Consider the following 22,076-nt stretch of genomic DNA (forward strand, 5'->3'; position numbering starts at 1 on the left):
CCCCCCCCCCCCCCCCCCCCCCCCCCCCCCCCCCCCCCCCCCCCCCCCCCACGACCTGGGCACGCGCTCGCGCAGATCTCGTCGTCCAGGGCCACCCCATACGAATTCCACCGACTTATCGCGAACAGAAAAACTACCCGGGACTGTTCTGGTCCTCGACGAACCGTCGACAACTGATTTACGAAAGTCTTCTCGAGCTGGATCGACTCTGGTTAGCCGACTTCGACACATCAGTGAATGGAATCTGCACACAACCGTTCCAACTCGCTGAACAATCAGACAATGCGCAGCGAACCCATGTCCCGGATATCTTGTTGACTCACTACGATCAACGCGTCACTCTCGTCGACGTCAAGCCAACGCATCTCCTCGACGAACCGTCAGTGCGAAAGCAGTTCGAATGGACCAAAGCCCTCTGTGAAGAGAAAGGTTGGCACTACGAGATCTTCTCGGGCGGAGACTCCACAGTGCTGAGAAACATCAAGATAATCTCCCTCGGTCGGCGACCAGAACGATTGCCGCCTACCGTCGTATCGAAAGCCCGCGAAGAACTGCGTGACAGCCCGCTCCGTCTGAGCGACATCTTGAACAGCCGACCGCGCAGTCTCAACAAGGACGACTGGTACGTCGCCATCCTTTCCCTTGTCTGGTCTGGCGCTGCCAGAGTCGATATGAAGCAACCGTTGAGCACAGAGTCGGTTCTCCAACCTTCGGAACAGGAACAGGTATGAGCACGACCGTTCTCGATGTCTCTGTCGGATCCCGCCTTTGGTATCAAGGAACAGCATGGACAGTCGTCGAGCTTGACGGCTTTGCGGTGACACTGCGATCGTCAGATCAATTCAAGAGAGTCCATGCACCGGCGCTAATCGGAATCGCTGAACCGCTCGACAACGATCGAGATGATGAAGATTCTGCTGAGACCTTGGACGCCGTTGTCATTGCAAGTCTCACCCCGAAACAACGACGCCAAATAGAATCCGAAGCCCGCATCTACGAACAAGTCGTCATTGCAGCAAATGACGAGTCGTTCCAGGAACGGTGCAAGATCGCAGGCGAACAACTTGGAATATCTGCCCGTTCGGTTAGGCGCCGAGTGGAACGATTCACCCGGCATGGACTCTCCGGTCTCGTTGATGCACGGCTGCTCAAGACCAAACGACGGTCGATTGCTCCGGAATGGGATCAGGCGTGCATCGAAGTCCTCGACAGTTTCACCAAGTTGTCGAACCCGACCATGGGGATGGTCATCAGAAAGACCAATGCCCTCTATCTTGAACGACATCCAGACGGTGTTGAGCCCACCCGCGCCGTTGCCTATCGTCGGCTGCACGAGCTGGACAAAGGTCGCTACACTTTCGGAGCAGCGAAACAGCGCCGGTCGGTCGCAGAACGCCCTCAAGGGCGCATGGGGAGATTACGAGCAGATCGTCCCGGACAGTACGTTGTTCTGGACACCACGCGACTAGACGTCTTCGCCATGGAACCAATCACCGGCCGTTGGCTGAACACCGAGCTGACAGTGGCAATGGACCTATACTCTCGATGCATTCTGGGGATGGTTCTGCGTGCCGTATCAACGACGGCCCAGGACGTCGCGACGGTCTTGTATCAAGTGGTCACGCCACAACACTGGGGACCTCCGCAAGACGCTGAACTGCCATCACCATACGTAGGAATACCGGACAATTTGATTGCCATGTCGACTGCGGCTGTGCCGGATACAATCGTCGTCGATCATGGCAAGGTCTATCTTTCAGCGCACACGAAGACCGTCTGTCACAGGCTGGGGATCAACATCCAACCAGCAACACCGCACAAGCCCACGGACAAGCCGACGCTTGAACGATTCTTCCGCACCCTGCGGCAACAACTCTTGGAACATCTCCCGGCGTACAAAGGCCCTGATGTCTGTTCTCGAGGTCAACGAGTCGAGGACGGAGCCTTCTATTACGTTTCCGAACTAGAGACAATCATTCGCGAGTGGATCGGCATCTACCATCACACACCGCATCGGGGCGTGTGTGATCCGCGGATGGTTTCTGTCGAGCTGTCACCTGCAGAGATGTTTAGCCGGGGTGCTTCAGCTGCTGGTGTCCTGCGGCTACCGGCGAGTGAGGATCTTCGGATGGAGTTCCTCGATGTCGCCTGGCGCACGATCCAGCACTACGGTGTCGAGATCGACGGGCGTCGCTACGACGGACCGGCACTGAACTACTATCGAGGAGCTCTCTCACCCTTTGGTGGAGCGCATGCTGGGCGGTGGCCAATCATGGTTGACCGTGATGACGTCCGCACTGTGTTCTTCCAGGACCCAGAGTCGAAGGTCTGGCACACCTTGGAGTGGGAGCACACTGAGGGACTTACTGCACCGTTCAGCGCTGAGGCAGCTGCCTACACGCGACAGCTTGCGCTGAAGTCCGATCGCCATGTCGCGCCTGATGAAGCACTGAACGACCTGCTGGAGCGACACAGCAAGGGCAAAGTGACTGCACAACGGGAGAAGAATCTGGCCCGACGCCTTGCCGCCCAATCCACCGATGCAAACGCAGAGAAGGGCCCCGATGTCATTGATCTCTTTACACATCTCGCTCGGCGTCAGAAACAGCCTCCTGTCAGTGATGATCTTGATGTCTTTGAGAAGTACTCCAACGAGGGCGATAAGTTCGAGGTGTTCGACGAATGACGAACCGGTGGGCGTCATGGTTACGCGATCATGAACCGCAACGTTTCAACATGGCCAGCAAACAAGGCTGGGATGCGTTCGCTCAATCGGCACCTCGCCCGCCTCTCGAGCTACTCTCGCGCACGGAGATTCGGCAATTGTCGGAAGAAGAAGTCGAAGACTACAACGAAGCGCGGATGGTGTGGAACGCTAATCCGCCCGCGGTCAAGACGACTCAGTTGAACGCAGCATTTTCCATTATGGACCAGGCAATGGCGTCGAATCGCCGTGATGGTGATCGGCTTCGCGGATCGATCGTCATCGATGCCGCCCCAGCGTTGGGTAAAACCACGATCGCAACGCGGTTCGCCCGAGAATTCCACCGGAAAACACTCCGTCGGTACGGACCTCGTACAACGGATGGGCACCAGCGGCTGCCGGTCGCGTTTATCCCCCTCGACGCCGGGGTCACTCTCAAAGGACTGAACCAGAAAATACTGTCGTTCTACGGACATCCCGGAGCCAACCGGGCCACAACCGCTCGCTTGGCCGCACTAGCGGTTGATTGTGTACGATCCTGCGACACCCAACTCGTCGTCATCGATGATCTCCACTTCATCGATTTCAAACATCGCAACGGACGCGAAGTCAGCAACCATCTCAAGAGCTTGGCAAACGAAATGCCGGCCACGTTCATTTATGTCGGTGTCCGGCTCAGCGAGAAACGGTTCTTTGATGAGGGTCTCCTTGGCGACGATGCGGTCTACGCTCAAACCTCACGTCGAGCCACCAAAGTTCCGGTCGCCCCATTCACCATGAAAACAGCCGCCGGTGCCCGAGCATGGACTCACCTTCTGACTAGTCTCGAGGATCACCTGCTACTGCTCGATGGCCGTCCGGGCATGCTGGTCGATCAGGCAAAAGAACTGTACCGACGCACACAGGGACACATCGGGTCCCTCACCTACTTGCTCGACCGTGCCAGCTACCTCGCCATCACCACCGGTGTTGAGACCATTACCCCGGAGATTCTGTCCGCGGTCACGATCGACAATGCAGCCGAAACCAGCGCCCGTACAGCCTAGCGACAAGCGCGCTTCGACGCGCTTGCGAGGAATCACCTCTGGCTACGACCTCGACGCCTGGCCCCTGACACTATCCATAGAATCCGATGAAACCCTCTCTAGTTGGTGGGCACGTATCGCCGCCAGGTTCGGTGTCTCTCCGGCCGCCTTGTTTCGCGAAGTCGGGTTCCGGATGGGTTCCTACACCCCGTGGCGAGTGGAGCAGCGCTTCGCGCGGCCCAGTTTCCCGTTGAGTGTTCGAACCGGGGTGTCCAACGACACCAGGGCTCAGGCTCACACTGCTCAGGCGCGCATTTCAGATCTTCTAGCAAGCGTGACGCAGCGATATCACGCACCGACAATCTCTTCGAAGCCTTCATCCGGGAGCCGTTTTTGTCCCTCTTGTCTTGCCGAGACCGGGACATGGTCCGGGCTCTGGCGAAGCCCACTCATCAGTATGTGCCCCCGCCACCTTGTGGTGCTCGTCGATGTATGCCCTCAGTGCGGTGGCCGCCCCTTTTCCGGCCCGGCATGGGCGATGCACGAACGCGAGAACTCACGCTGTACCGAAAATCTCCCGAGAGTCACTAGCCCCCGTAAGCGACGGAAACCCTGCGGTGCCGATCTCACCCAAACTCAAACTTCGACAGCCGATCCGGGCCTTGTGGCTGCCACTGAACTGTTGCTCGAAGACGAGAAGGGCTCAAGCCAAGACTGGATGCTGGCGGGACTTCCCGCCACACGGTCAGAGGCCCGAGACGGGCTTGTCCTATTGGCTCTTGATGGTCTTACTATCAAGGAACGAGAGCCACGGACAGTAGGCGCAGTAGCGACGGCTCTCGAGCACGCATACCAAGTGCTCACAAGCCCGGACCTAACCTCGGCCGGCCTCCTCGCCGATCACTACCGGCTTCTCGACGCCGGTGGCCCCTTCGCGGCAATCGGACCAACCCAGGCCTTGCGCGACCACCCATTCCACCCCGTATTGCACGCCATCCGCTTACACAGTCTGCGCAATCACCTCCCTCCGGGAACGCAGCTGGCGTTCCGCATCGGGTCCGACTGGCCACGAACCCCGAATGCATTGCGCCACCGACACACTCCGACACCCACGTACTGCAAGAACTGGCGTCTCCCACCGGCACCGTTAAGCGCGATTCCACAGCTCTACTGGGAAAACGGCGTACCTGGCATCGGGCCGGTCACCAGCGAACGGAGCCGATTCGCCCTCAGCATCGCCATCGCCTCCGTCGGCCGCAACATCACCACCGCGTCAGCGGCCGAAGGCCTCGGCGCGCCAAAAGTGCAAGCTGCACGAGTCGCCCACGACTGGGCCAAACTCAGCGAGCATTGCGGATGGCCGGCCCTGCGGCAAGCGATCGTGACTGCCGCTACCCAGCTCACACACGAGCCCGGGACAGTCGACTATCAATTGCGGCGAGAGGAGCTTGCCACCGTTGCTGATCTGGACACTCGGTTCCCGGAGGTTGACTGGACAGATGCCGAGCGCTTGTGGTTGTGGGCCATGTTTACACAGAGCAGTCCCCGGTTCACTCCAGAAGCCTGGGGTGAACTCCGATTTCCAACGATCGTCCCCGAACGCCCAGCAGATCGGGAGTACAACGATGACGACGTCAGAGAACTCCTCGCCAGCACACGAGCGAGGCCCGAGAAGCCGCCATGAAGTGAATGGGAACGAATGTGTGACGCGCACGCGTGGTCGGCCGACTGTCAGCGGGCAGAGCTATCGACTGAGAAACTCGGTCGTGAGGCACAACTTGCTCTTGCCCCCGGCAACAGGGGCGATCCACTCCTGAGTCTTCGATGCGCCAATTTCTGGAAGTACAATCAATACGGTGACGATAATGCCGACTTCCGTCTGCTCTCACACCTTCACCCATGGCAATCTATGGCGGAGAATCCGAGTCAGGAATGACGGCGGCGTCAGTGCTATCGGACGTGCTTCAACGGCGCCAGCGTATGTCCGTCCAGTTTCAAATTGCGTGTAGGCCTGCGTCGATCTCGGCCTCGAGTTCGCCTCTGCTGATACCGAAGACTTTCATCGCTTCATTAAGGTCGGTTCTTGCGTCACCGTCTGTGGCCAGGCGAACCATAGCCAGCGCCGCATCATTGAACGATTCTCGATCTGGCAGAACCGTATCAAGTGCATCGCTGGAAGTGGGCTCGTCAGTCGACCCTCCGCTTGCCGGGCCAATGTCCTCGTTCATGAGGAGTCCTCCCAGAGTGCTCGAAGCAGGTCTTCTGCTTTGTCCGGTTCCCGCCCGGGGCCGGAGAAGGCATCGAGCAGGGCCCTCGATCGTGGGACGAACCGGATGCCGCCTTCGCTCTCGACATCGTCGAGTTCACCGCTCATAGCCTCCAGGAACAGGACTCCCCGCCCCGGGCGGGCCCGTTCCAACCCGAGCCGCGCAGCCACACCGCGGGGATCGCTCACATAGATCAGCGGAGCACCTGCCTGAGCATCAGATCGGTCCTCCCAAGTGGCAACGATCCCGGACACGGCATAGTCCACGCCCGCTTCTTCCAGCCGGTCGACGAGGTCACGCCATCCTTTCGGGATCTCGACCGGGACCCGGGCACCACGACGCCTGGCAACCTTCCCAGCGTTGCCAGCAGTCACAGCAATCGCCACCAGATCATCAACTCCAGCCGAGTCTCTCAGCCAACCGGTCCTCTTCCACCGATCAGCCCACTCACCGGTCGGGATATTCACATTCGAATGCATCGGCCGGTTAGTAGATGTCGTGGCCGATGATCGCACAACTTCGTTGTTCGGCCTGTAGGCCTGATTAACAATCGACGCGAGGTAGGAACTCGCGGCCTGGATCGCCGATGTGTCCCCGCTAGAGACCACGGAAGTCCCGCCCAGCTGGTATCCCGTGGCGGAGAAGATCTTCTGCATCGTGCCCCAGGTGGGATCCATCTCGCCGCGTTCGATGCGGCTGATCGTCGAAGGCGACACATCGGCAAGCTGCGCCAGCTCTTTCCTGGTGATCCCGCTCATGGCACGGATCTTCTTAATGATCGCTGCTGCTTCCATATCAGCCACCTCCCAACTTTTGCGTATACGCAGTAAGATTATCCCGCTCCTGGTTGAGGCGAACGACGCCCGCGGGAAGAGCTAGGGTATGCGACAGCGGCATTTTGCCCCAGTTCCGTTTTACCCGCCGAGTATTGTCACCACCGATGGGCGACAAATAGAACTTAGCGAGTATTGAGGCTCAGGCCTCGCGGCTCGGCTTACCGCTATCAACCATCAGGATCAACAGAGCTGCACCTGCTTGCGACTCCACACTTGAGTGCCCCGAGCGGGCTCAAATCAACCATGTCATCGAAAGCGAATTTGTCCTTCAACAACTTGCTGCTGGCTTCTTCAAAGCTGGCGGTTGTTCCATATTTCTGACGCTCGAAGAGTAGGCCCAAAACTGACGTTGATTGCAGGCGCGCGAACCCCATCCTCCATCAAAGTCGAAGGTGCAAAAGATTGCGCCTGCTTCGGGATGGTGGGTGATCTGAGCTTTGCTCCGGCACTCATTTCGCAAGCAGTGTCCGCAATTCGTCGAGAAGCTCCTGTGCACGAGAATCGCGGAGGGACTGGCCGACCTGGGCGTCGAGGTCGAACACAGTCGTGGGATGGTGCCATGCCGAAAACGTCTCCAAAGTATGACCGCGATGATCGCTGGTCACTCCTTCAAGGAGAGTCACCGGACTGCCGATCGAAACATCTAGGTAGGAGGCAGTCTGCGGGCTGGCCGCTACAGCATGCAGCTGCCTGGGTCCGCCATGCGGGTGCAATCCGCATTCGCGCATCCAAGCGTGCAGTGAACTCCCACCGAGGTCCTCCGTCGAGAGATTTGGCAGCAGCATTCGGTCGATCCAAGTGATCATATGTATCAGTGGTTGTCCATCGACACTTCGCACTCTCTCCAGTCGCCACGAATCTTCCGTGCCGATAGTTTCAGCTTTATCGGCGGGGGCAGTCTCCGCACGAAGCGAGATGATCCGCGTGGTGAGCTGTCCGCCACCAGCTGCGATCTGTTCACTTAGACCACCTGCCCGGCTAGCTTCTCTGCGGTACTGGTGCGGGGGAAGAACGACGGTTCCGCGGCCGCGCTCTCTCAGGACAAGCCCCTCAGCGGACAATAGATCAAGCGCCTGCCGAATAACGCTGCGGGCAACTCCGAAACTGTTTTGTAGTGCCTGCTCGGACGGAATGGTCGTTCCCGGGGGCTTGGTTCCCGAAGTGACCTCACTTCGAAGAATCGCGGCGACCTGCGCGTAAAGGGGCTCATCCGATGAACGGTCGATTTGCTCAACCAATGTCCACCTCTTCCTCGATCGTACCAACCGAAAGAGCTCGACGGCCCTCTTGACGAATTCCATCTACTGTCCAAGAATGGTACCCGTTCATCCAGTACGTACAAAACATACGTACCTTTCAATGAAGGTTGGAGTTGCAATGGTGCACACCTCAGAACGTACCGTCTCGAAGATTCCTATGTTCGCCGCTATGAGTCGTATTCCCGGCGGGCTCATGATCATCCCACTGGCCCTGGGGATTCTCTTCGGGAACTTGCTGCCTGCCGCTTTGGACATCGGAGGCTTTACGACAGCGCTGTTTCGGGACGGCACGCTCACTCTCATTGCGCTGCTCATTGTCGCGACGGGCTCCCAGATCACCGGCAACCGTTCCGGCAAGGGCACAGTCGGTACGACGCTCGTCGTCTTACTTGCCAAAACACTTGTACCGATCGTCCTTGCTGTCGGTCTCGGTCTCGTGGTCGGACCGCAGGGCGTCCTCGGTGTATCCGTACTCGCGCTCATCGCCGTTTTCGGCAACAGCAACGGTGCTCTCTGGCTGGCATTCGCGGGCCAATATGGCGACTCACGCGATCGCGGAGCCTACGTAGCCAGCGCATTCGACGATGGCCCGTTTCTCGCACTCATCTTCCTTGGAGCCTCAGGCCTCGGCGATATCCCCATCATTGCCCTTGTCGCCGCCATTGTGCCCTTCGTCCTCGGTCTCATCATTGGTGCGATCGACCGCGAGTGGACTAAGGCTCTCACTGACACGTCGGCGATCACTATCCCGTTCATGTCCTTCTGTGTCGGCACGGGCATCAGTCTCATCGACGTCGTCACAGGCGGACTGGCCGGAATCGTGCTCGGAGTAATGGTCGTCCTCTTCACCGGCGGGCTGACTTACCTGGGCTATAAATTCCTCCTCCGCCGTGGCAATGAAAGCGGCATCGGCTTCGCTGCAGGAACTACAGCCGGCAACGCGGTGGCAGTTCCCGCCGTGGTCGCCGCTGCCGATAGCAACTTCGAGCAGTACGTCGGAGCGGCAAGCGCACAGGCGGCAGCTGCAGTGATGGTCACAGCAGTACTCGCACCACTCGTAGCCGCAACAGTCATGAAGAAGGAGGGCGGTTTGAAGAACCATCTGACTGTGACGTCTTCGCTGAAGACCTCAATCGCCTCTGACTGATCTCCTCACCCCTGCGAATCACAACACAATCTTCTATCAGCTCAGACAGTCCGCCGTCCCAACCGGGTCGGAACACGAAAGGATCAAACATGCGGGACCCACTGCGCATCACCGCTCGCTACTACATCGAATCGCAGATCGCTGTCGAAAAGGCGGCAGCACTGATCGCCGGCGAGCAGTCGAGTGGTACTTTCGTCGCCGTCCCTGGCGAATCCGACGAATTGCGTGAGCGGCACGGAGCAGAGGTCGTCAATGTCTCGCACCTGGGCGAAGTAGTGCCTGCTCTCCCATCCAGGTCGACTCCAGCCCGCGTACAGGCAGCAGAAATCGAGATCGAGTTCCCGCTAGAGAACATCGGCACAGATATCTCCACGCTCCTCACGGCCGTGGCGGGCAATCTCTTCGAGCTGGGCGATCTATACGCCTGCAGACTCCAAGAACTTTCCCTGCCTGACGAGTTCGTTGCAGCGCACCCCGGCGCCGCACACGGAATAGCCGGGACACGAACACTCATGCGTGCCGACAGCAATGTCCTTATCGGGACGATCATCAAACCCAATGTCGGACTCAAGTCAGAAGACTTTCGGCAAGCGGTGCGCGAACTCGCTCGCGCCGGCATTGATCTCATCAAGGACGATGAGCTGATGACCGATCCAACGTATCTGCCGCTCGAACAACGAGTCACCATAGCCACCGAAGAGATCGCGGCCGCCGCCGAGATGACTGGTCACCGGACCATGTACGCGTTCAACATCACCGGTGATATCGCCGGACTCGAACGTCGACACGACCTCGTCGTCAACGCAGGCGGCACATGCGTAATGCTCACCGTCCCGATTATGGGACTTGCAGCGCTCGAGTATTTGAGAACGTTCGCCCAAGTGCCGATCCACGGTCACCGCGGTGGGCTCGCCGGATCGATGCGACACCCAGGTCTTGGCCTGTCTTACGCTGCGTGGCAGAAGCTTGCTCGCCTCTCCGGAGCAGATCATCTTCACGTCAGCGGTCTTGGCAGCAAGTTCTACGAAACCGATGCCGAGGTGGCCGCGAACATTCGCCACCTTCAGCGCCCGCTCGGAGGCGGGGAGGCAGTGTTGCCGGTGTTGTCTTCTGGGCAGAACGTCTTTACTCCCGAGTTAACTTGGGAGGCCGTGCCCACGAAAGATCTGTTGATGCTTGCCGGCGGCGGCATCGCGGCGCACCCGGACGGCTTTGGTGCTGGTGTGTCGAGCCTGCGTCACGCGTGGAAGGCAGCTTGCGAGGGAGTGCCGCTCGAAGCCGCGACCACCCGCAGCACCCCATTGCGTCGTGCCGTCGACTTCTTCGGAAGCAGGTCCTGATGCGGCGGCTCGGTTTCCTCGCGGATGACCTCACTGGCGCCGCCGATGTTCTCGCCCAGGCACACGCACATGGCCTGGAAGCCGCCCTGTCCCTCAACCCGACAGCAGCTCTCCCTGATGCTCGCGACGTGGTGGGAATCGCCGGTCCGACTCGCTCGCTGGCCGGACGCGACCTCGATCATGCGCTACGGGAAGGGTTCACGGGACTCACCCCTGAGTCATTCGATGTACTCCTTTACAAAGTGTGCTCAACCTTCGACTCTTCACCCACTACTGGCAGCATCGGCAAAGCGATCGATATTCTCGGCGAAATGTGGCCCAACCACGGAGGAATCCCGGTCGTCCCGGCACAACCAGAGTTCGGACGATTTACCGCATTCAGCCAACATTTCGGAACACACCAGGGTGCCGTGCACCGCCTCGATCGACATCCTGTGATGCGCAGCCACCCGTCCACTCCGATGGACGAAGCTGATCTGCGACTCGTGCTTGCCTCTCAGCTCGCTGCGGGTGAGCGGCCGGGTTCAATTCACTTGCCCGCCTTTGATGACGGCAGCTTCTGCGAACAGTGGCAAGCACGCCGAAAGGACTACGCTCCATTCATTGTGGATGCGATCACTGCTGCCCATATGGACACCGTTGCCAAAGCGCTCCTTGGCGAAACTGATATGTCGATCGTCATCGGCTCGGGCGGAATCATGGCAGCACTCGCGCGATCCCGAGGAACCAGTTCGGCGGTGCGGCATCACGTTTCACCCTCATCAGGGCCGACTCTGGCAGTCAGTGCGTCCGCTTCGGAAACGACAGCAGTTCAGATCGCCGATGCCATCGCCGCCGGTTGGACCGAGGTCGCCATTCCTCCCGAAGCTTTGACACAGGAAGCACCACAAGGGCAGTGGGTTGATGAGATCGCCCAGGCGCTCGAGTCTGGCCACCATGTCATCACCCACACAGCCCGTGGCGGAACTGATCCTCGCCTCCAGGCTCGGACGGCGACATCCGCTGAAGTGGGTGGCACGATCGGAGCCCTCGCAGCAATGATGATTCAACGTGGGCTCACCCAGGACCTCGCCATCTTCGGGGGTGATTCCTCGAGCCACGCACTGCTCGCCCTCGAAGTAAGCGAGTTGCGCGTTGATTCCCAATTCGTCACAGCAGGCCCGATCTGCCGGGCGGATTCCGCATCTATTGCTGCCTCCTGCAGATTACTGCTCAAGGGTGGACAAGTAGGACCCGAAAACATCCTGCGTCGGTTCACAGGCGGCGAAGAGGCCGAAAGCTGATGTGCGTAGATGTGCTGGAGCGCCGGAATCTGCACTACCCATACCTCACGAATTCCCCAGATGTAACAACCAGGAGAAAGGCAACGATGCCATGAGAGCAGCAGTAAAGACGACAGCAGACAAAGGTGTCGACTATCGCGAGGACTGGCCGCTTCCGCATGCAGGCCCCGGACAAGTACTCATTGATGTAGCTGCGGCCTCCCTATGCGGAACCGATCGTGAACTCTACGAATGGACTCCCTCGGCACAAGCCTTCGGCCTCGATCTGCCGGTCGTGCTTGGGCATGAAGGCGCCGGCACCGTCATTGCCGTGGGAGAGGGAGTCAAGCGACTATCGGTCGGTGATCGAGTAGCTATGGAAAGCCATCTGGTGTGTGGCCAGTGCTTCCCCTGCCGCAACGGCAGTCCGAACACCTGCGAGAGAACGCGAATCCTCGGCATGCACCTCGATGGAGTGTTCGCTGAAAAGGTAGTGGTTCCTGAGGGGATCTGCGTACCGCTCCCTGCCGAAGTGTCGCTGGAAACCGGCGCTTTACTCGAAGGCGCAGGAGTGGCCATGCACGCAGTCCAACGCTCGGGACATGCTGTGGCAGGACAGAACGTACTCATCAACGGTTGCGGCCCGGTGGGTCTTGTCATCGCGAAGATCGCGCTGACCATGGGTGCCGCCAACGTCGTAGCCGTCGAGCCCAACCCGTTTCGGCAGCAGCAAGCTCGCGATCTTGGAGCTCGAGTTCTTCACCCCTCGGACAACCTCGCTGAGATCTGTCGTGAGATCGCGGGTACGCGCGGTGGTTTCGACGTCGCATTCGAAGTCTCCGGTGTCCGCGGGGTCCTTCCACCCCTGTTCGACTCCCTGCGAAATGAAGCGACCATGGTAACTATCGGTCACCCGAGTCAGCCGGCGGAGATCGACATCGCGAAGTGGATCAACAAAAAAGGCATCACCCTGCGAGGCATCTACGGTCGGCGACTGTGGGAAAGCTGGGACCAACTGATGCTGCTGTTGAAGTCTGGCCGTCTTGACCTCGACTGGCTCGTCACCCATCGACTGCCGCTGTCGGCCACCGACGAAGCCATCAACCTGCTCACCGGTGATGCGGGGAAGGTACTCTTGGTACCTGCCCTCGGGTGATGTGGCGGCCTAATGCTTGTCTGACACCGCGAACATCGTTCCACTGCGTCCCTGTGTCGAGCAGCCAAGTTCAGGGCCGTGCCCTATGTGCCGTGCAATTGATCCAAAAAGACGGTTGCGGACCCAAGCTATCTTTTGGGCCCGCAACCGATATCTGACTAAAGCAACTAGCTAGTTGTTCATCTGGTCGGGACAGATAGGTCGTCAATTGCATCTTCAACAGCATTGAGATCGCGTCCAGCTGGTTCGGGGATCGAATACGTAGTTAGTACCGTGATCAACGAGAGCAAAGCGGTATAACCTGCCAGCGGTATCCATGCGAGAGCCCCTGCTCCGGAGGCTTCATCTCCACTTGCGAGTGCGACTGTCGCGGCCATTATCGCTGCTCCGACGAGAGGAGCGATGCCGCCTGAGATTACAGCAGATACTTCGCGAGTGACTGCCACTCCGAGGTATCGGTTCTGTGAGCCGAACAGCTCGCACATGAATGCACTTTGTGCGCCGAACATGCCCCACACACCGATTCCAAGAGCGAGAGTGACAGCGATGATGATCAGTACCGTGTTGCCGGTGCTTAGCATCCACCACAAGGGAAATGCCGTGATCAGTTGGTAGTAGGCCAGGGCTCGATAGACGCGGACGCGACCGTATCGGTCGGAGAGTCTGCCAGCTATTGGTACCACGACCGTTCCGAGCGTAGCGGCGAAGATCAACGACAAGGCTCCGATGGGGCCGGTGACGCCGATGGCTGCGCTCGTCACATAAGCCACTGCCAGCGCTTGGAAGATTGAAGAACATCCGTTTTCCGCCATGCGTATGCCGATTCCGCGCAGAATCGTTCCGCGTGATCGTTTAATTAGGTTCTGGTACGGAGTGGTATCGATTTGTTTATGAGCTTCCAGCTTGCGGAATGTTGGTGATTCTTTAAGGGTGAGCCGGATATATAGCGCAGCGAACAGCAGAATCGCGCTAGCGAGGAAGGGGACCCTCCATAGCCAGGTTTCGATGATGGGAATCTCCTGGCTGATTTGGAGCATGAGGAAGTAGACCAGAGCGGCGATCACCGTGCCGATCTGGACTGCCATGAATGGTAGCGAGCCCCAGAATCCACGGGTACGTGTAGGGGCGGTTTCAGTCATGAGGATTGAGGCCCCTGCCATTTCTGCTCCGGCACCGAGTCCCTGTAGTGCTCGAAGCAGGACGAGGAGAATCGGTGCGAGGACTCCGACGCCGCCGAACCAGTCGCCATCGTGTGAGTCATAGGTGGGCAGGACCCCGATAAGCGTACTGCTACCTCCCATTAGTGCGACTGTCGTGAATAGCACGAACTTTCGTCCGAGTTTGTCACCCAATCGTCCGAAGAGGACTCCTCCGAGGGGCCGGACTGCGAAACCGATGAAGTAGGTGGTGAAGCTCAGGATGAGACCGGTGGTGGGATCAAAGTCAGGAAAGAATAGGGGGCCGAAAACGAGTGCCGAGGCGAGACTGTAGAGTGCAAAGTCATAGTACTCGAGGGCGCTTCCCATTCCGCTGCCGAGCGCAGCTCGGCGAAGATCTTTTGTAGTGATGTCGTTTGGTTGCGTAGTGTCGAGATCAACGCCGTTGTTGTGGATTGACATGCTTCCTCCTTATTGAGTCGAGCGTTTTGTTCTAGGGACGGCCAAACTGCGCAGGCCGCTTAGACAGGAATGCGTTGACGCCCTCGGTGAAATCTGGTGTAGCCGCGGTGAATCCGCTCGCGAGAGCCTCAAGCGTTGCTGGACTCGCGCCGCTGTCAGCCGCGCGGATGAGTTGTTTTGCGGTCTGCTGCGCGAGAGGGGCTCCAGCCAACAGTTCTCTCACAAGCGCCTCAACTGCACTCGGAAGTTCTGCACTTGGGTGAACTTCGTTGATAAGCCCCCAGCTCTCTGCGGTGTCAGCATCGATGGTCTTTCGGGCAAGGATTATTGCGTTTGCCCTAGTTCGGCCGATGGCTCGTGTGAGGGTGTCAGTCCCGCCCCAGCCGGGGACGGTGCCTATGCCTGTTTCAGGTAGGCCAAAGGTGGCATCTGTGCTCGCGATTCGCAGATCACATGAAAGTGCGAGTTCGAGGCCGCCTCCGAAGGCAGGACCGTCGATGACTGCCACTGTCGGCATGGGAACTTCGTTGAGGGCGCGGAAGACTCGGTGACCGGAGGAGATCCATCGACCCCACATCTGTTCAGGAGTGAAGGTTGCGAATTGTTTGATGTCGGCGCCGACACAGAAAGCTCGATCTCCTGCGGAACGAATCAGCAGCACGCGTGCGCTGTTGTCGATAGCTTGATCAATTGCAGTACCCAGGCTTTTGACCATATCGAGAGTCAGAGCATTGAGCTTGCTCGGTCGATCGAGCAAGATCGTTGCTATGCCTTTGCTATCGAGGGTGTAATGGATGTGATCGCTCACAGTTCGGACTCCTCAGTTGATTGTGGACTCGATAGAGCAGCTGTCTAGCTGGTGAAGACGTTCATGCGATTGCGGCTGCGGCAGTTCCAGTCTCATTAGCGCCTCGTCGAATAGTCGAGTGTCCATGACGGTCGGAGGCTCAGGAACTAGAAGTTCGAACTCGCTTTGTTCGAGAATGTCGCGCTTCAGATCGATTCCGGGTGCGATCTCAACGACAGTCAGGCCCTCGTCTCGCAGCTCAATGACACACCGTTCCGTGACGTATGTGACTCTCTGCCCATTGCTGAGAGCCTGAGGGCCGGAGAAGGTGACTTGTTGAACGGAATCTACGAATTTGCAGTGTTTCCCGTCCTCGAGAATGTTGAGTGCGCCGTCCTCTATTTGAATATTGCGGCGACCAGCGGTGAAGGAGCCCACGAATACGATCTCTTCTGCTGCCGAAGTGATGTCGGCGAAGCCACCGACTCCGGCAGTGACGTGACGTCGCCCTGGCAGGTAGTGGACGTTGACGCTGCCCTGCATGTCGATTTCGAGGAAGGAGAGGAAGGTTCGTTGGAAGCCAGCTCCCTGCAAGAGGGTGAACTGGTCGGAACTTTGCATGATAGCGTCGGCGTTCTGTGAGACGCCGAAGACGAAGTCGAGTAGTGGAACACCTCCAACAGCCCCTTGTTCGATAGCCCAGTCAACTGAACCGAACAGGTCCTCTTCGACGAGAATATGCGGAATGAGCGCGGAGACGCCGAATCCAAGATTGACGGTTTCTCCCGCGCGCAGCTCGAGCGCGGCTCGACGTGCCATGATCTTCTCGAGACTGAATGGAACAGGATCGAGTTCGGAAATCGGCCGTCGGACTTCCCCGGAGATGGCCGGGTCATAGACCGTGTTGGTGGTTTGTTGTTGGTCAGAGTCCTCGACGATGACATCCACGAGGATTCCGGGCACATGGACCTGCTGAGTCGGAATCGATCCGCCTTCAACTGTGCGCTTGACCTGGGCGATGACGATGCCGCCGCAATTGTGGGCCGCATAGGCAAGGTCGAGTGCGCCGAGACGGGAAGCTTCTTCTTCGTATGAGAGATTTCCGTGCTCGTCGGCGGTGGTGGCTCTGATGATCGCAACGTTTGGTCGGATAGGAGGGAACTCTAAGTAGGTCTCACCGCCTGTGTTGGTTCTGGTTACGAATCCTTCGGGAGTTTGTTTGTTCATTCGTGCACCCTGGTGAGTGGGGTCGATGAAGGTGTCGATGCCAACACGTGTTCTCACACCTGGCTGATTTACAGCCCCGGCACGGTGCATCTGATAGAGCACGCCAGACGGGATGTTGTAAGCGTCGATGGTTTCAGCCTCAACCCGCTGCCAGATCAGTGGAGGTTCAGATGATGAAGGCCCCGATGGCAGGGATCCTGCGATAATACGCGTGAGCAAACCTTCAGCTGCGATGTGGTCGACACCGCCGATGCCAGACGTGTCACCAGCCGCGATGGGATGAACAGAAGTGAGATCGCGAGGAGTGCCTGTCTCCGCGAACCGCTCTCCGATACCTTTAAGCACTGCATCCGGGCACCCTAGCCCCGAAGACGAGCTCACAGTCACGGTGTCTCCATCTCTGAGCAGGTTGGCTGCTTCCCGCGCTGTAATACGTGGTTTTCTGAACTTGGCCATAACAACTCTTTCTATACATCTGGAAAGGAGCGGCGATCCGCCTTTTGGAATGATTTTCGGGTAAGTAGTACTAAGGAATTGAGCGTGAGACGTGTTGGCGAGCTGTTTGGAACAGTCGGACAAGAATGGATTTAGGTGAGTCAGTCCAGGCCTAGCTCGCCATACTTTCGGTTACGGTGATTTCACCGGCGCGAGGCACAGCTGTCGACTCTCTGAGCTTGAGCTCGGAGTGAATGGTCGTGAGCATCTCTGGTAACTCATCGTGAAGCTGGCTTCGAACGCAGGCCCAGGCCGCATCAGCCAATGCTCGCTTGTCGATCCGCACTGTTGTTAATCGCGGGTACGAATAGGCCGCAAGGGCGATGTCGTCACAACCGGTGATCGAGATATCCTCGGGACAGCGGACTCCTTTGGCGGCGAGACCGTTCATTAGGCCCAGAGCCATCCAATCGTTGAAACAGACTACCGCGGTGGCTCCGCTGCCGATGACTGTGTCGGCCGCGGCGAAGCCATCATCTGCGAGACCGCTGCCTTCGACTCGTTCAACGCTCATTCCAAGATCTTGTGCAGCTTCGAGCCCGCGCCACCGATCTTCGTCTTGCCATGATTCTGCCGGCCCGCTGAGATAGAGAATCTTGCGATGACCGAGGTTGTTGAGATGACCACATAGTCGAGTCATCGATCGCATGTTATCCGTGATGACGGCTGGAGCACTGTGCCCTGGTTCCTGGCGACTGACGATGGTAATCGGAGTCGTTGATCCTGAGAGCTCTTGCAAAGCCTGGCTGCTCATCCGTGGCGAGATCAGAACCAATGAGTCTACGAACTGGAGAAGCTCCTTGGCTGCCAAGGCTTCGCTCTCTGGCGAGGAATCCCCGTCAGCGATGAGGAGGCGATGACCTTCTTCCATCGCCAGTCGACTCAGTCGCTCAAGGATTTCAGGAAAGTAGGGATTCGACAGTTGAGGTACCAGCACTCCGATGTGGCGGCCACTGCCGTTGGAGAGCCCTCGAGCAATGGAGTTTGGACGGTACCGCAGGTTGGCAACTGCCTGCTGGACTCGTTCGGCAAGGTCTGGATTGACTGGACGCGATCCATTAATGACTCGCGACACAGTGGCAACAGAGACCCCCGCCGCCTCGGCCACGTCTCGGATGGTCGCCTGTCCGTTGGGACGTGATTTCGATGTTTCAGGACTCACGCTATTGCCTCCATCAGATCCAGCCGAGCGAGCCCTTCACGAGCGGAATATGCAGAGTCCGATACTGGGCGTGAATCCCAGCGGTCGCTGAGGACTTCAACCTCGACATATCCACGGTACCCGGCTTCCTGCGCGTTCTTGACTAAACTTGCTAGTTTCAATGACCCTTCGCACGGCATCCCTCGGCTTCGAAGCTCATGTTCGACAGGCGAGACCCAGTCGCTGAGCTGAAGAGCGAAGATTGACTCTCCAGCGCGCATCAGTTCTGAACGCAATTGTGGATCCCAATAGACATGGTAGGAGTCAACGGCGATTCCGAGGTTGGGGTGCTGAATCTCATTGAGGATGTTGTTTGCTTCAGCGAGTGTTGTGATCGCGGATCGCGTGATAGCCATCATCGGGTGCATTGGCTCGATTGCCAGTCGGACTTCGTGTTCGGCGGCAAACGGAGCGAGTCGTGCGATGCCCTCGCTGATCTGGTCGCGAGCAGCTGGGAAATCTCCGTCGTAAGCCCCGCCGCAGACGAGCACGAGACAGTCGGCGTTGAGCGCGTGAGCTTCTTCCACTGCTTTCCTATTGTCATCCCAAGCCTCAATCTCCTCGGTGTGCGTTCCGTGAGTGAACATTCCTCCGCGACAGATGCTGGAGACTTTGAGGCCTGAGCTTCCGAGCATTCGGGATGCTTGCTCGAGCGGCAGGGTTGCATAGACCTGCCTCCACAATCCCAGCGCGGCGAACCCATTCGCGATGGCGGTCTCGATGAGTTCCGGCAGCTGTATCTGGCCGACTGTGGCGGAGTTGAGGCTGGGGCCATAGATCGGCATTGCTAGATCAGCCCCTGTGCGGCGAAGTACGACTGAGCTCGCCTCTGGGCCAATTCTGGGTCATCGAACAGCCCGATGTCGCTTGCTTGGCGAATGATGCGTAGTAGGTGCTCGATACTTCTGCCACTCTCCAATCCGGCCAGCATTCTGAAATGGTCTTGCCGTCCAGTCAGATATGCCAGCCAGGTTATGCCGGTTTTGTAATACGGCGTTGGGCGTTCGAACACGGTTCGGCTCAAACTTTGGGTCGGTTCCATAATGCGCAGGAACCCTTCACGATCACCATAGTCGAGCCGATCGAATGCGGCCGAGGCGAAGTGAGAGAGGTAGGCAAAAGCACCCAATAACGCGTGACTGTGGTTGTGGCCGTCGCCGGCGATCATCTCTGCGTAGTTGAAGTCGTCACCTGTGAATACGGATACCGAGGAAGGGACCTCGCTGCGTAAGCGACGCTCATATTGTGGATCAAGTAGGGAAACCTTGATTCCTGCGATTTTCACTTCGTTGGCTTTGATCAAGTCGACAACCGTTGACATCCCTGCGTCATAGTCACTGGCTCCCCAGTAGCCTTTGAGCGCTGGGTCAAAGACATCTCCTAGCCAGTGGAGAACCAGACCATCGGACGCGTCGATCACGCGTTGATAGACCTGTAAGTAGTCTTCACGACTTTTCGCGGCAGCGCACAACTGTCGACTTGCCATCAGAACTGCGCGCCCTCCGTGGCTCTCAACGATTTCGAGTTGACGAAGATAGGCGTCACCTATCTTACGTAACGAGGTCTCTCGATCATCAATTTCATCGGTGGCAATGCCGACCAGAACCCCAGCTCCGCCACGCGGGTCCTCTGCCAAAGTACGTTGCGCAAGTTTCATTGCCGCAGAGGGACTGATGCCCATACCCCGTTGTGCAGTGTCCATCGATTCTGCAACTCCGAGACCGTGGCTCCAGATCTCGTGGCGCAACCGGAGCGTGGTGTCCCAATCGATCGCTGCTGCACCACCGACCTGACAAGCAGTCAACGGATCGGCCACAACATGAGCGGCGGCAAACACAGAGCGGCTCACTGGCGGTGTCGACTTCGCGACAAGCGATGCCGGTACTTGCTCGCCTAGCCTCGCGAGTGCGTCTTTGCATGTCTCCTTCGTCATAGTTGGAGACCTTACGGAAACCGGTTACCAGTTGTCAATAGTCTATTCACAACGCTACATTGGACATGAAGGAAACCGCTTACCAAAGGTGTTGAGGATGCAGCAGAGACAGGACTGGGACGGAAAGACGGTGCTCGTGACTGGGGCGTGCGGGGGTATCGGCCGAGCCGTAGCAGACGGGTTCGAAGAACTAGGCGCCTCCGTTGTCCGTGCCGATATTCAGGCTCCAGCGCTGTCGAGTTCGGGAAAATGGATTGCAGTCGACGTCAGCGATGAGGAGTCGACACGAGCCATGGCGGACGCCGCAATGAACGAAACTGGGCAATTGGACGTTATTGTCAATGCGGCAGGTATTCAGGTACGAAAGCCTGCGGCAGAAATTTCGCTCGTAGAGTGGCAGCGACTGCTCTCGGTCAACCTCACCGGGATGCTCTTGGTGACTCAGGCCGTCTTGCCCGCCTTGATCGAATCTGAAGGAAACATTGTCAATATCGGGTCGCTCTCTGCAGCGATTGGTGTCCCCGGGATCGTGCCGTACGGTGCTACGAAGGGTGGCGTAACCCAGCTCACTAAAGGGCTCGCTGCCGAGTTAGGCGATAAAGGGATTCGTGTAAATTGCGTTGCCCCGGGATACATAATGACAAATATGACCAGGCAGAATCTTGCCCAACCAGACGTTCGAGATCGGCACATCGCCCGCACGCCTCTCGGGCGATTCGGAACTCCTGATGATGTATCCGCCGCCGTACTGTTCTTGGCCTCCTCTCAGGCTAAATTCATCACGGGCACCGTGCTTCCCGTCGATGGCGGCTATTGCGCAACGTAAATGTATCTCCGCAAACCAATGCGACTCCTCGGCGCGCGCTTGGAAACCGAGCACTGGCATAGGACGCCCCCAGCAATCAGAGTACGTAGATAGTGAGTTTGGAATCGCTCCTATAGGGAGCCAATCTTGCACGAACGTGCGGAGCGCGTGGGTTTAGCTTCGGAGTTAGCTTCAGAACTCGCAGGCTAAGTCGTGCGTCGCGAGACATCGCCACTCTGTGGTGCTTAAGCTTCTGTGCCTGAGCCAGGACGTGTCGCGAGCAATGACGGCAGCCGGCTCAGACCGGCGAGCCAGGTGGATATGTCCGGGTCGATCCACGCGCTGACCAGCAGCATCCGGTCGTGGAGGTTGACTAGCGGGAAGCGATGGATCGGCTCGTGATGGGCGATCCGGTTGCGTAGTGTGAGCAGAGCTTCGACATGTCCGTAGACGACCTCACGTTTCTGGGGCTTCATCCCTGGGAACGCCCTGCGCAAGTGAGGGGTCCACAAGGTGTTTTGGTATCGCTTAGAGAGTAGGAACCGCCAGAAGCCCAGGGACAACTCGGCGACGACGCGCCCCTCGGTAGTCGGCTTCCCACGCTGGACGAGGAGCCTGCGGGCTTCCTCGATCTGCTCGATCCTCCGATCGTCAAACACTGTCGTCGGGTCGTCGAGCCAGGTGCCCGTCCTCTTGCCGTGCCATTGACGGAGTTCCTCGCACAGGGCGTTGCGCAGTGTTACCTCGAAGACGCCGAGCACCTCGTGGAATACGCCGCTGGCCCGGAGGTTCCAGATGTACAGTTCCTCTGCGCGTGCGTAGTCGTCTTCGACTTCGGCGAGGTAGGGCCCCAGGCGTGCCTGAGTGACGTAGCGTTCAACTGAGGCGCGGTGAGTCGGGTCGGTCACTGAGTCCTCCACCTGTATGTCGTCGCCGCCGGCGGCGGTGTTGCGCCGACTCTTCTCATCTGACATCATTGTCTATGAACACCCCGGATGACCCCTCGCTTTTCG

19 protein-coding genes and 1 pseudogene are annotated in these 22,076 nt (G+C 58.4%); 10 read left to right on the forward strand and 10 right to left on the reverse strand.

Annotated elements, in window-relative coordinates; genetic code table 11:
* The 5 genes and pseudogenes from ACE03M_RS13625 to ACE03M_RS13645 all read left to right on the forward strand — a co-directional run.
* The coding region (locus ACE03M_RS13625; RefSeq protein WP_485934467.1) for a TnsA-like heteromeric transposase endonuclease subunit at positions 1 to 731 on the forward strand (731 nt) is incomplete at its 5' end.
* On the forward strand, positions 728 to 2,686 hold the full coding sequence (locus tag ACE03M_RS13630) for a transposase (RefSeq protein WP_485934469.1): 1,959 nt from the start codon (positions 728 to 730) through the stop codon (positions 2,684 to 2,686). The genes ACE03M_RS13625 and ACE03M_RS13630, both read left to right, overlap by 4 nt.
* Positions 2,683 to 3,750, forward strand: a complete 1,068-nt coding sequence (locus tag ACE03M_RS13635; protein WP_485934470.1) for a TniB family NTP-binding protein — start codon at positions 2,683 to 2,685, stop codon at positions 3,748 to 3,750. Before ACE03M_RS13630 ends, ACE03M_RS13635 begins: the two co-directional genes overlap by 4 nt.
* A pseudogene (locus ACE03M_RS13640) lies at positions 3,719 to 4,201 on the forward strand (TniQ family protein); the annotation flags it as partial. The gene ACE03M_RS13635 and the pseudogene ACE03M_RS13640, both read left to right, overlap by 32 nt.
* Before the next feature lie 192 nt (positions 4,202 to 4,393).
* On the forward strand, positions 4,394 to 5,413 hold the full coding sequence (locus tag ACE03M_RS13645; protein ID WP_485934561.1) for a hypothetical protein: 1,020 nt from the start codon (positions 4,394 to 4,396) through the stop codon (positions 5,411 to 5,413).
* Between the two features lie 310 nt (positions 5,414 to 5,723).
* On the opposite strand, the gene ACE03M_RS13650 is transcribed toward ACE03M_RS13645, so the two are convergent.
* The 3 genes from ACE03M_RS13650 to ACE03M_RS13660 all read right to left on the reverse strand — a co-directional run bounded on the left by ACE03M_RS13650 (position 5,724) and on the right by ACE03M_RS13660 (position 8,133).
* Positions 5,724 to 5,957 carry a hypothetical protein gene (locus ACE03M_RS13650; RefSeq protein ID WP_485934471.1) on the reverse strand — a complete coding sequence of 78 codons (234 nt, stop codon included), beginning with the start codon at positions 5,955 to 5,957 and terminating at the stop codon, positions 5,724 to 5,726.
* Positions 5,954 to 6,790, reverse strand: a complete 837-nt coding sequence (locus ACE03M_RS13655) for a helix-turn-helix transcriptional regulator (RefSeq protein ID WP_485934560.1) — start codon at positions 6,788 to 6,790, stop codon at positions 5,954 to 5,956. Before ACE03M_RS13655 ends, ACE03M_RS13650 begins: the two co-directional genes overlap by 4 nt.
* A 491-nt stretch (positions 6,791 to 7,281) precedes the next feature.
* The gene (locus ACE03M_RS13660) at positions 7,282 to 8,133 is read right to left on the reverse strand and encodes a GntR family transcriptional regulator (RefSeq protein ID WP_485934472.1); all 852 of its coding nucleotides are present in this window, start codon (positions 8,131 to 8,133) and stop codon (positions 7,282 to 7,284) included.
* Positions 8,134 to 8,209: 76 nt separating this feature from the next.
* Between ACE03M_RS13660 and ACE03M_RS13665 the strand changes: the two genes are divergently transcribed.
* The 4 genes from ACE03M_RS13665 to ACE03M_RS13680 all read left to right on the forward strand — a co-directional run bounded on the left by ACE03M_RS13665 (position 8,210) and on the right by ACE03M_RS13680 (position 12,996).
* Entirely contained in the window at positions 8,210 to 9,238 is a 1,029-nt protein-coding gene (locus ACE03M_RS13665) for a 2-keto-3-deoxygluconate permease (RefSeq protein WP_485934473.1), read from the forward strand.
* A gap of 89 nt (positions 9,239 to 9,327) precedes the next feature.
* Positions 9,328 to 10,578: a RuBisCO large subunit C-terminal-like domain-containing protein gene (locus ACE03M_RS13670; RefSeq protein WP_485934475.1), complete on the forward strand. Its 1,251-nt coding sequence runs from the start codon at positions 9,328 to 9,330 to the stop codon at positions 10,576 to 10,578.
* A complete protein-coding gene (locus ACE03M_RS13675) occupies positions 10,578 to 11,861 on the forward strand; it encodes a four-carbon acid sugar kinase family protein (RefSeq protein WP_485934476.1) in 1,284 nt (427 codons plus the stop codon). The genes ACE03M_RS13670 and ACE03M_RS13675 overlap by 1 nt, the downstream gene beginning before the upstream one ends.
* A 91-nt stretch (positions 11,862 to 11,952) precedes the next feature.
* Positions 11,953 to 12,996: a zinc-dependent alcohol dehydrogenase gene (locus ACE03M_RS13680; protein ID WP_485934478.1), complete on the forward strand. Its 1,044-nt coding sequence runs from the start codon at positions 11,953 to 11,955 to the stop codon at positions 12,994 to 12,996.
* 179 nt (positions 12,997 to 13,175) lie between these two features.
* On the opposite strand, the gene ACE03M_RS13685 is transcribed toward ACE03M_RS13680, so the two are convergent.
* Genes ACE03M_RS13685 through ACE03M_RS13710 form a run of 6 tightly spaced genes read right to left on the reverse strand, consistent with a single transcriptional unit; the run spans position 13,176 to position 20,258 of the window.
* Positions 13,176 to 14,615: an MFS transporter gene (locus ACE03M_RS13685; protein ID WP_485934480.1), complete on the reverse strand. Its 1,440-nt coding sequence runs from the start codon at positions 14,613 to 14,615 to the stop codon at positions 13,176 to 13,178.
* A 31-nt stretch (positions 14,616 to 14,646) separates the two neighbouring features.
* On the reverse strand, positions 14,647 to 15,423 hold the full coding sequence (locus tag ACE03M_RS13690) for an enoyl-CoA hydratase/isomerase family protein (RefSeq protein WP_485934482.1): 777 nt from the start codon (positions 15,421 to 15,423) through the stop codon (positions 14,647 to 14,649).
* A gap of 12 nt (positions 15,424 to 15,435) precedes the next feature.
* Positions 15,436 to 17,208, reverse strand: a complete 1,773-nt coding sequence (locus ACE03M_RS13695; RefSeq protein ID WP_485934483.1) for an acyl CoA:acetate/3-ketoacid CoA transferase — start codon at positions 17,206 to 17,208, stop codon at positions 15,436 to 15,438.
* A gap of 28 nt (positions 17,209 to 17,236) precedes the next feature.
* Positions 17,237 to 18,286 carry a LacI family DNA-binding transcriptional regulator gene (locus tag ACE03M_RS13700; RefSeq protein ID WP_485934484.1) on the reverse strand — a complete coding sequence of 350 codons (1,050 nt, stop codon included), beginning with the start codon at positions 18,284 to 18,286 and terminating at the stop codon, positions 17,237 to 17,239.
* Positions 18,283 to 19,110 carry a sugar phosphate isomerase/epimerase family protein gene (locus ACE03M_RS13705; RefSeq protein WP_485934486.1) on the reverse strand — a complete coding sequence of 276 codons (828 nt, stop codon included), beginning with the start codon at positions 19,108 to 19,110 and terminating at the stop codon, positions 18,283 to 18,285. Before ACE03M_RS13705 ends, ACE03M_RS13700 begins: the two co-directional genes overlap by 4 nt.
* Before the next feature lie 2 nt (positions 19,111 to 19,112).
* On the reverse strand, positions 19,113 to 20,258 hold the full coding sequence (locus ACE03M_RS13710; protein WP_485934488.1) for a DUF993 family protein: 1,146 nt from the start codon (positions 20,256 to 20,258) through the stop codon (positions 19,113 to 19,115).
* Between the two features lie 97 nt (positions 20,259 to 20,355).
* On the opposite strand from ACE03M_RS13710, the gene ACE03M_RS13715 reads away from it, so the two are divergent.
* Positions 20,356 to 21,084, forward strand: a complete 729-nt coding sequence (locus tag ACE03M_RS13715) for an SDR family NAD(P)-dependent oxidoreductase (RefSeq protein WP_485934490.1) — start codon at positions 20,356 to 20,358, stop codon at positions 21,082 to 21,084.
* Between the two features lie 224 nt (positions 21,085 to 21,308).
* Here the strand turns inward: ACE03M_RS13715 and ACE03M_RS13720 are convergent, their stop codons facing one another.
* The gene (locus ACE03M_RS13720; RefSeq protein ID WP_485934492.1) at positions 21,309 to 22,040 is read right to left on the reverse strand and encodes a hypothetical protein; all 732 of its coding nucleotides are present in this window, start codon (positions 22,038 to 22,040) and stop codon (positions 21,309 to 21,311) included.
* Positions 22,041 to 22,076: the final 36 nt, after the last annotated feature.

Source organism: Brevibacterium sp. AGC70 (assembly GCF_057334195.1).

Bases quoted from the DNA above. Each gene is read 5' to 3' on its own strand.
- ACE03M_RS13665 (WP_485934473.1), top strand. From the start codon at position 8,210: ATGGTGCACACCTCAGAACGTACCGTCTCGAAGATTCCTATGTTCGCC.
- ACE03M_RS13630 (WP_485934469.1), top strand. From the start codon at position 728: ATGAGCACGACCGTTCTCGATGTCTCTGTCGGATCCCGCCTTTGGTAT.
- ACE03M_RS13715 (WP_485934490.1), top strand. From the start codon at position 20,356: ATGCAGCAGAGACAGGACTGGGACGGAAAGACGGTGCTCGTGACTGGG.
- ACE03M_RS13655 (WP_485934560.1), bottom strand. From the start codon at position 6,790: ATGGAAGCAGCAGCGATCATTAAGAAGATCCGTGCCATGAGCGGGATC.
- ACE03M_RS13650 (WP_485934471.1), bottom strand. From the start codon at position 5,957: ATGAACGAGGACATTGGCCCGGCAAGCGGAGGGTCGACTGACGAGCCC.
- ACE03M_RS13710 (WP_485934488.1), bottom strand. From the start codon at position 20,258: ATGACGAAGGAGACATGCAAAGACGCACTCGCGAGGCTAGGCGAGCAA.
- ACE03M_RS13685 (WP_485934480.1), bottom strand. From the start codon at position 14,615: ATGTCAATCCACAACAACGGCGTTGATCTCGACACTACGCAACCAAAC.
- ACE03M_RS13720 (WP_485934492.1), bottom strand. From the start codon at position 22,040: ATGATGTCAGATGAGAAGAGTCGGCGCAACACCGCCGCCGGCGGCGAC.
- ACE03M_RS13635 (WP_485934470.1), top strand. From the start codon at position 2,683: ATGACGAACCGGTGGGCGTCATGGTTACGCGATCATGAACCGCAACGT.
- ACE03M_RS13675 (WP_485934476.1), top strand. From the start codon at position 10,578: ATGCGGCGGCTCGGTTTCCTCGCGGATGACCTCACTGGCGCCGCCGAT.
- ACE03M_RS13660 (WP_485934472.1), bottom strand. From the start codon at position 8,133: ATGGAATTCGTCAAGAGGGCCGTCGAGCTCTTTCGGTTGGTACGATCG.
- ACE03M_RS13705 (WP_485934486.1), bottom strand. From the start codon at position 19,110: ATGCCGATCTATGGCCCCAGCCTCAACTCCGCCACAGTCGGCCAGATA.
- ACE03M_RS13670 (WP_485934475.1), top strand. From the start codon at position 9,328: ATGCGGGACCCACTGCGCATCACCGCTCGCTACTACATCGAATCGCAG.
- ACE03M_RS13680 (WP_485934478.1), top strand. From the start codon at position 11,953: ATGAGAGCAGCAGTAAAGACGACAGCAGACAAAGGTGTCGACTATCGC.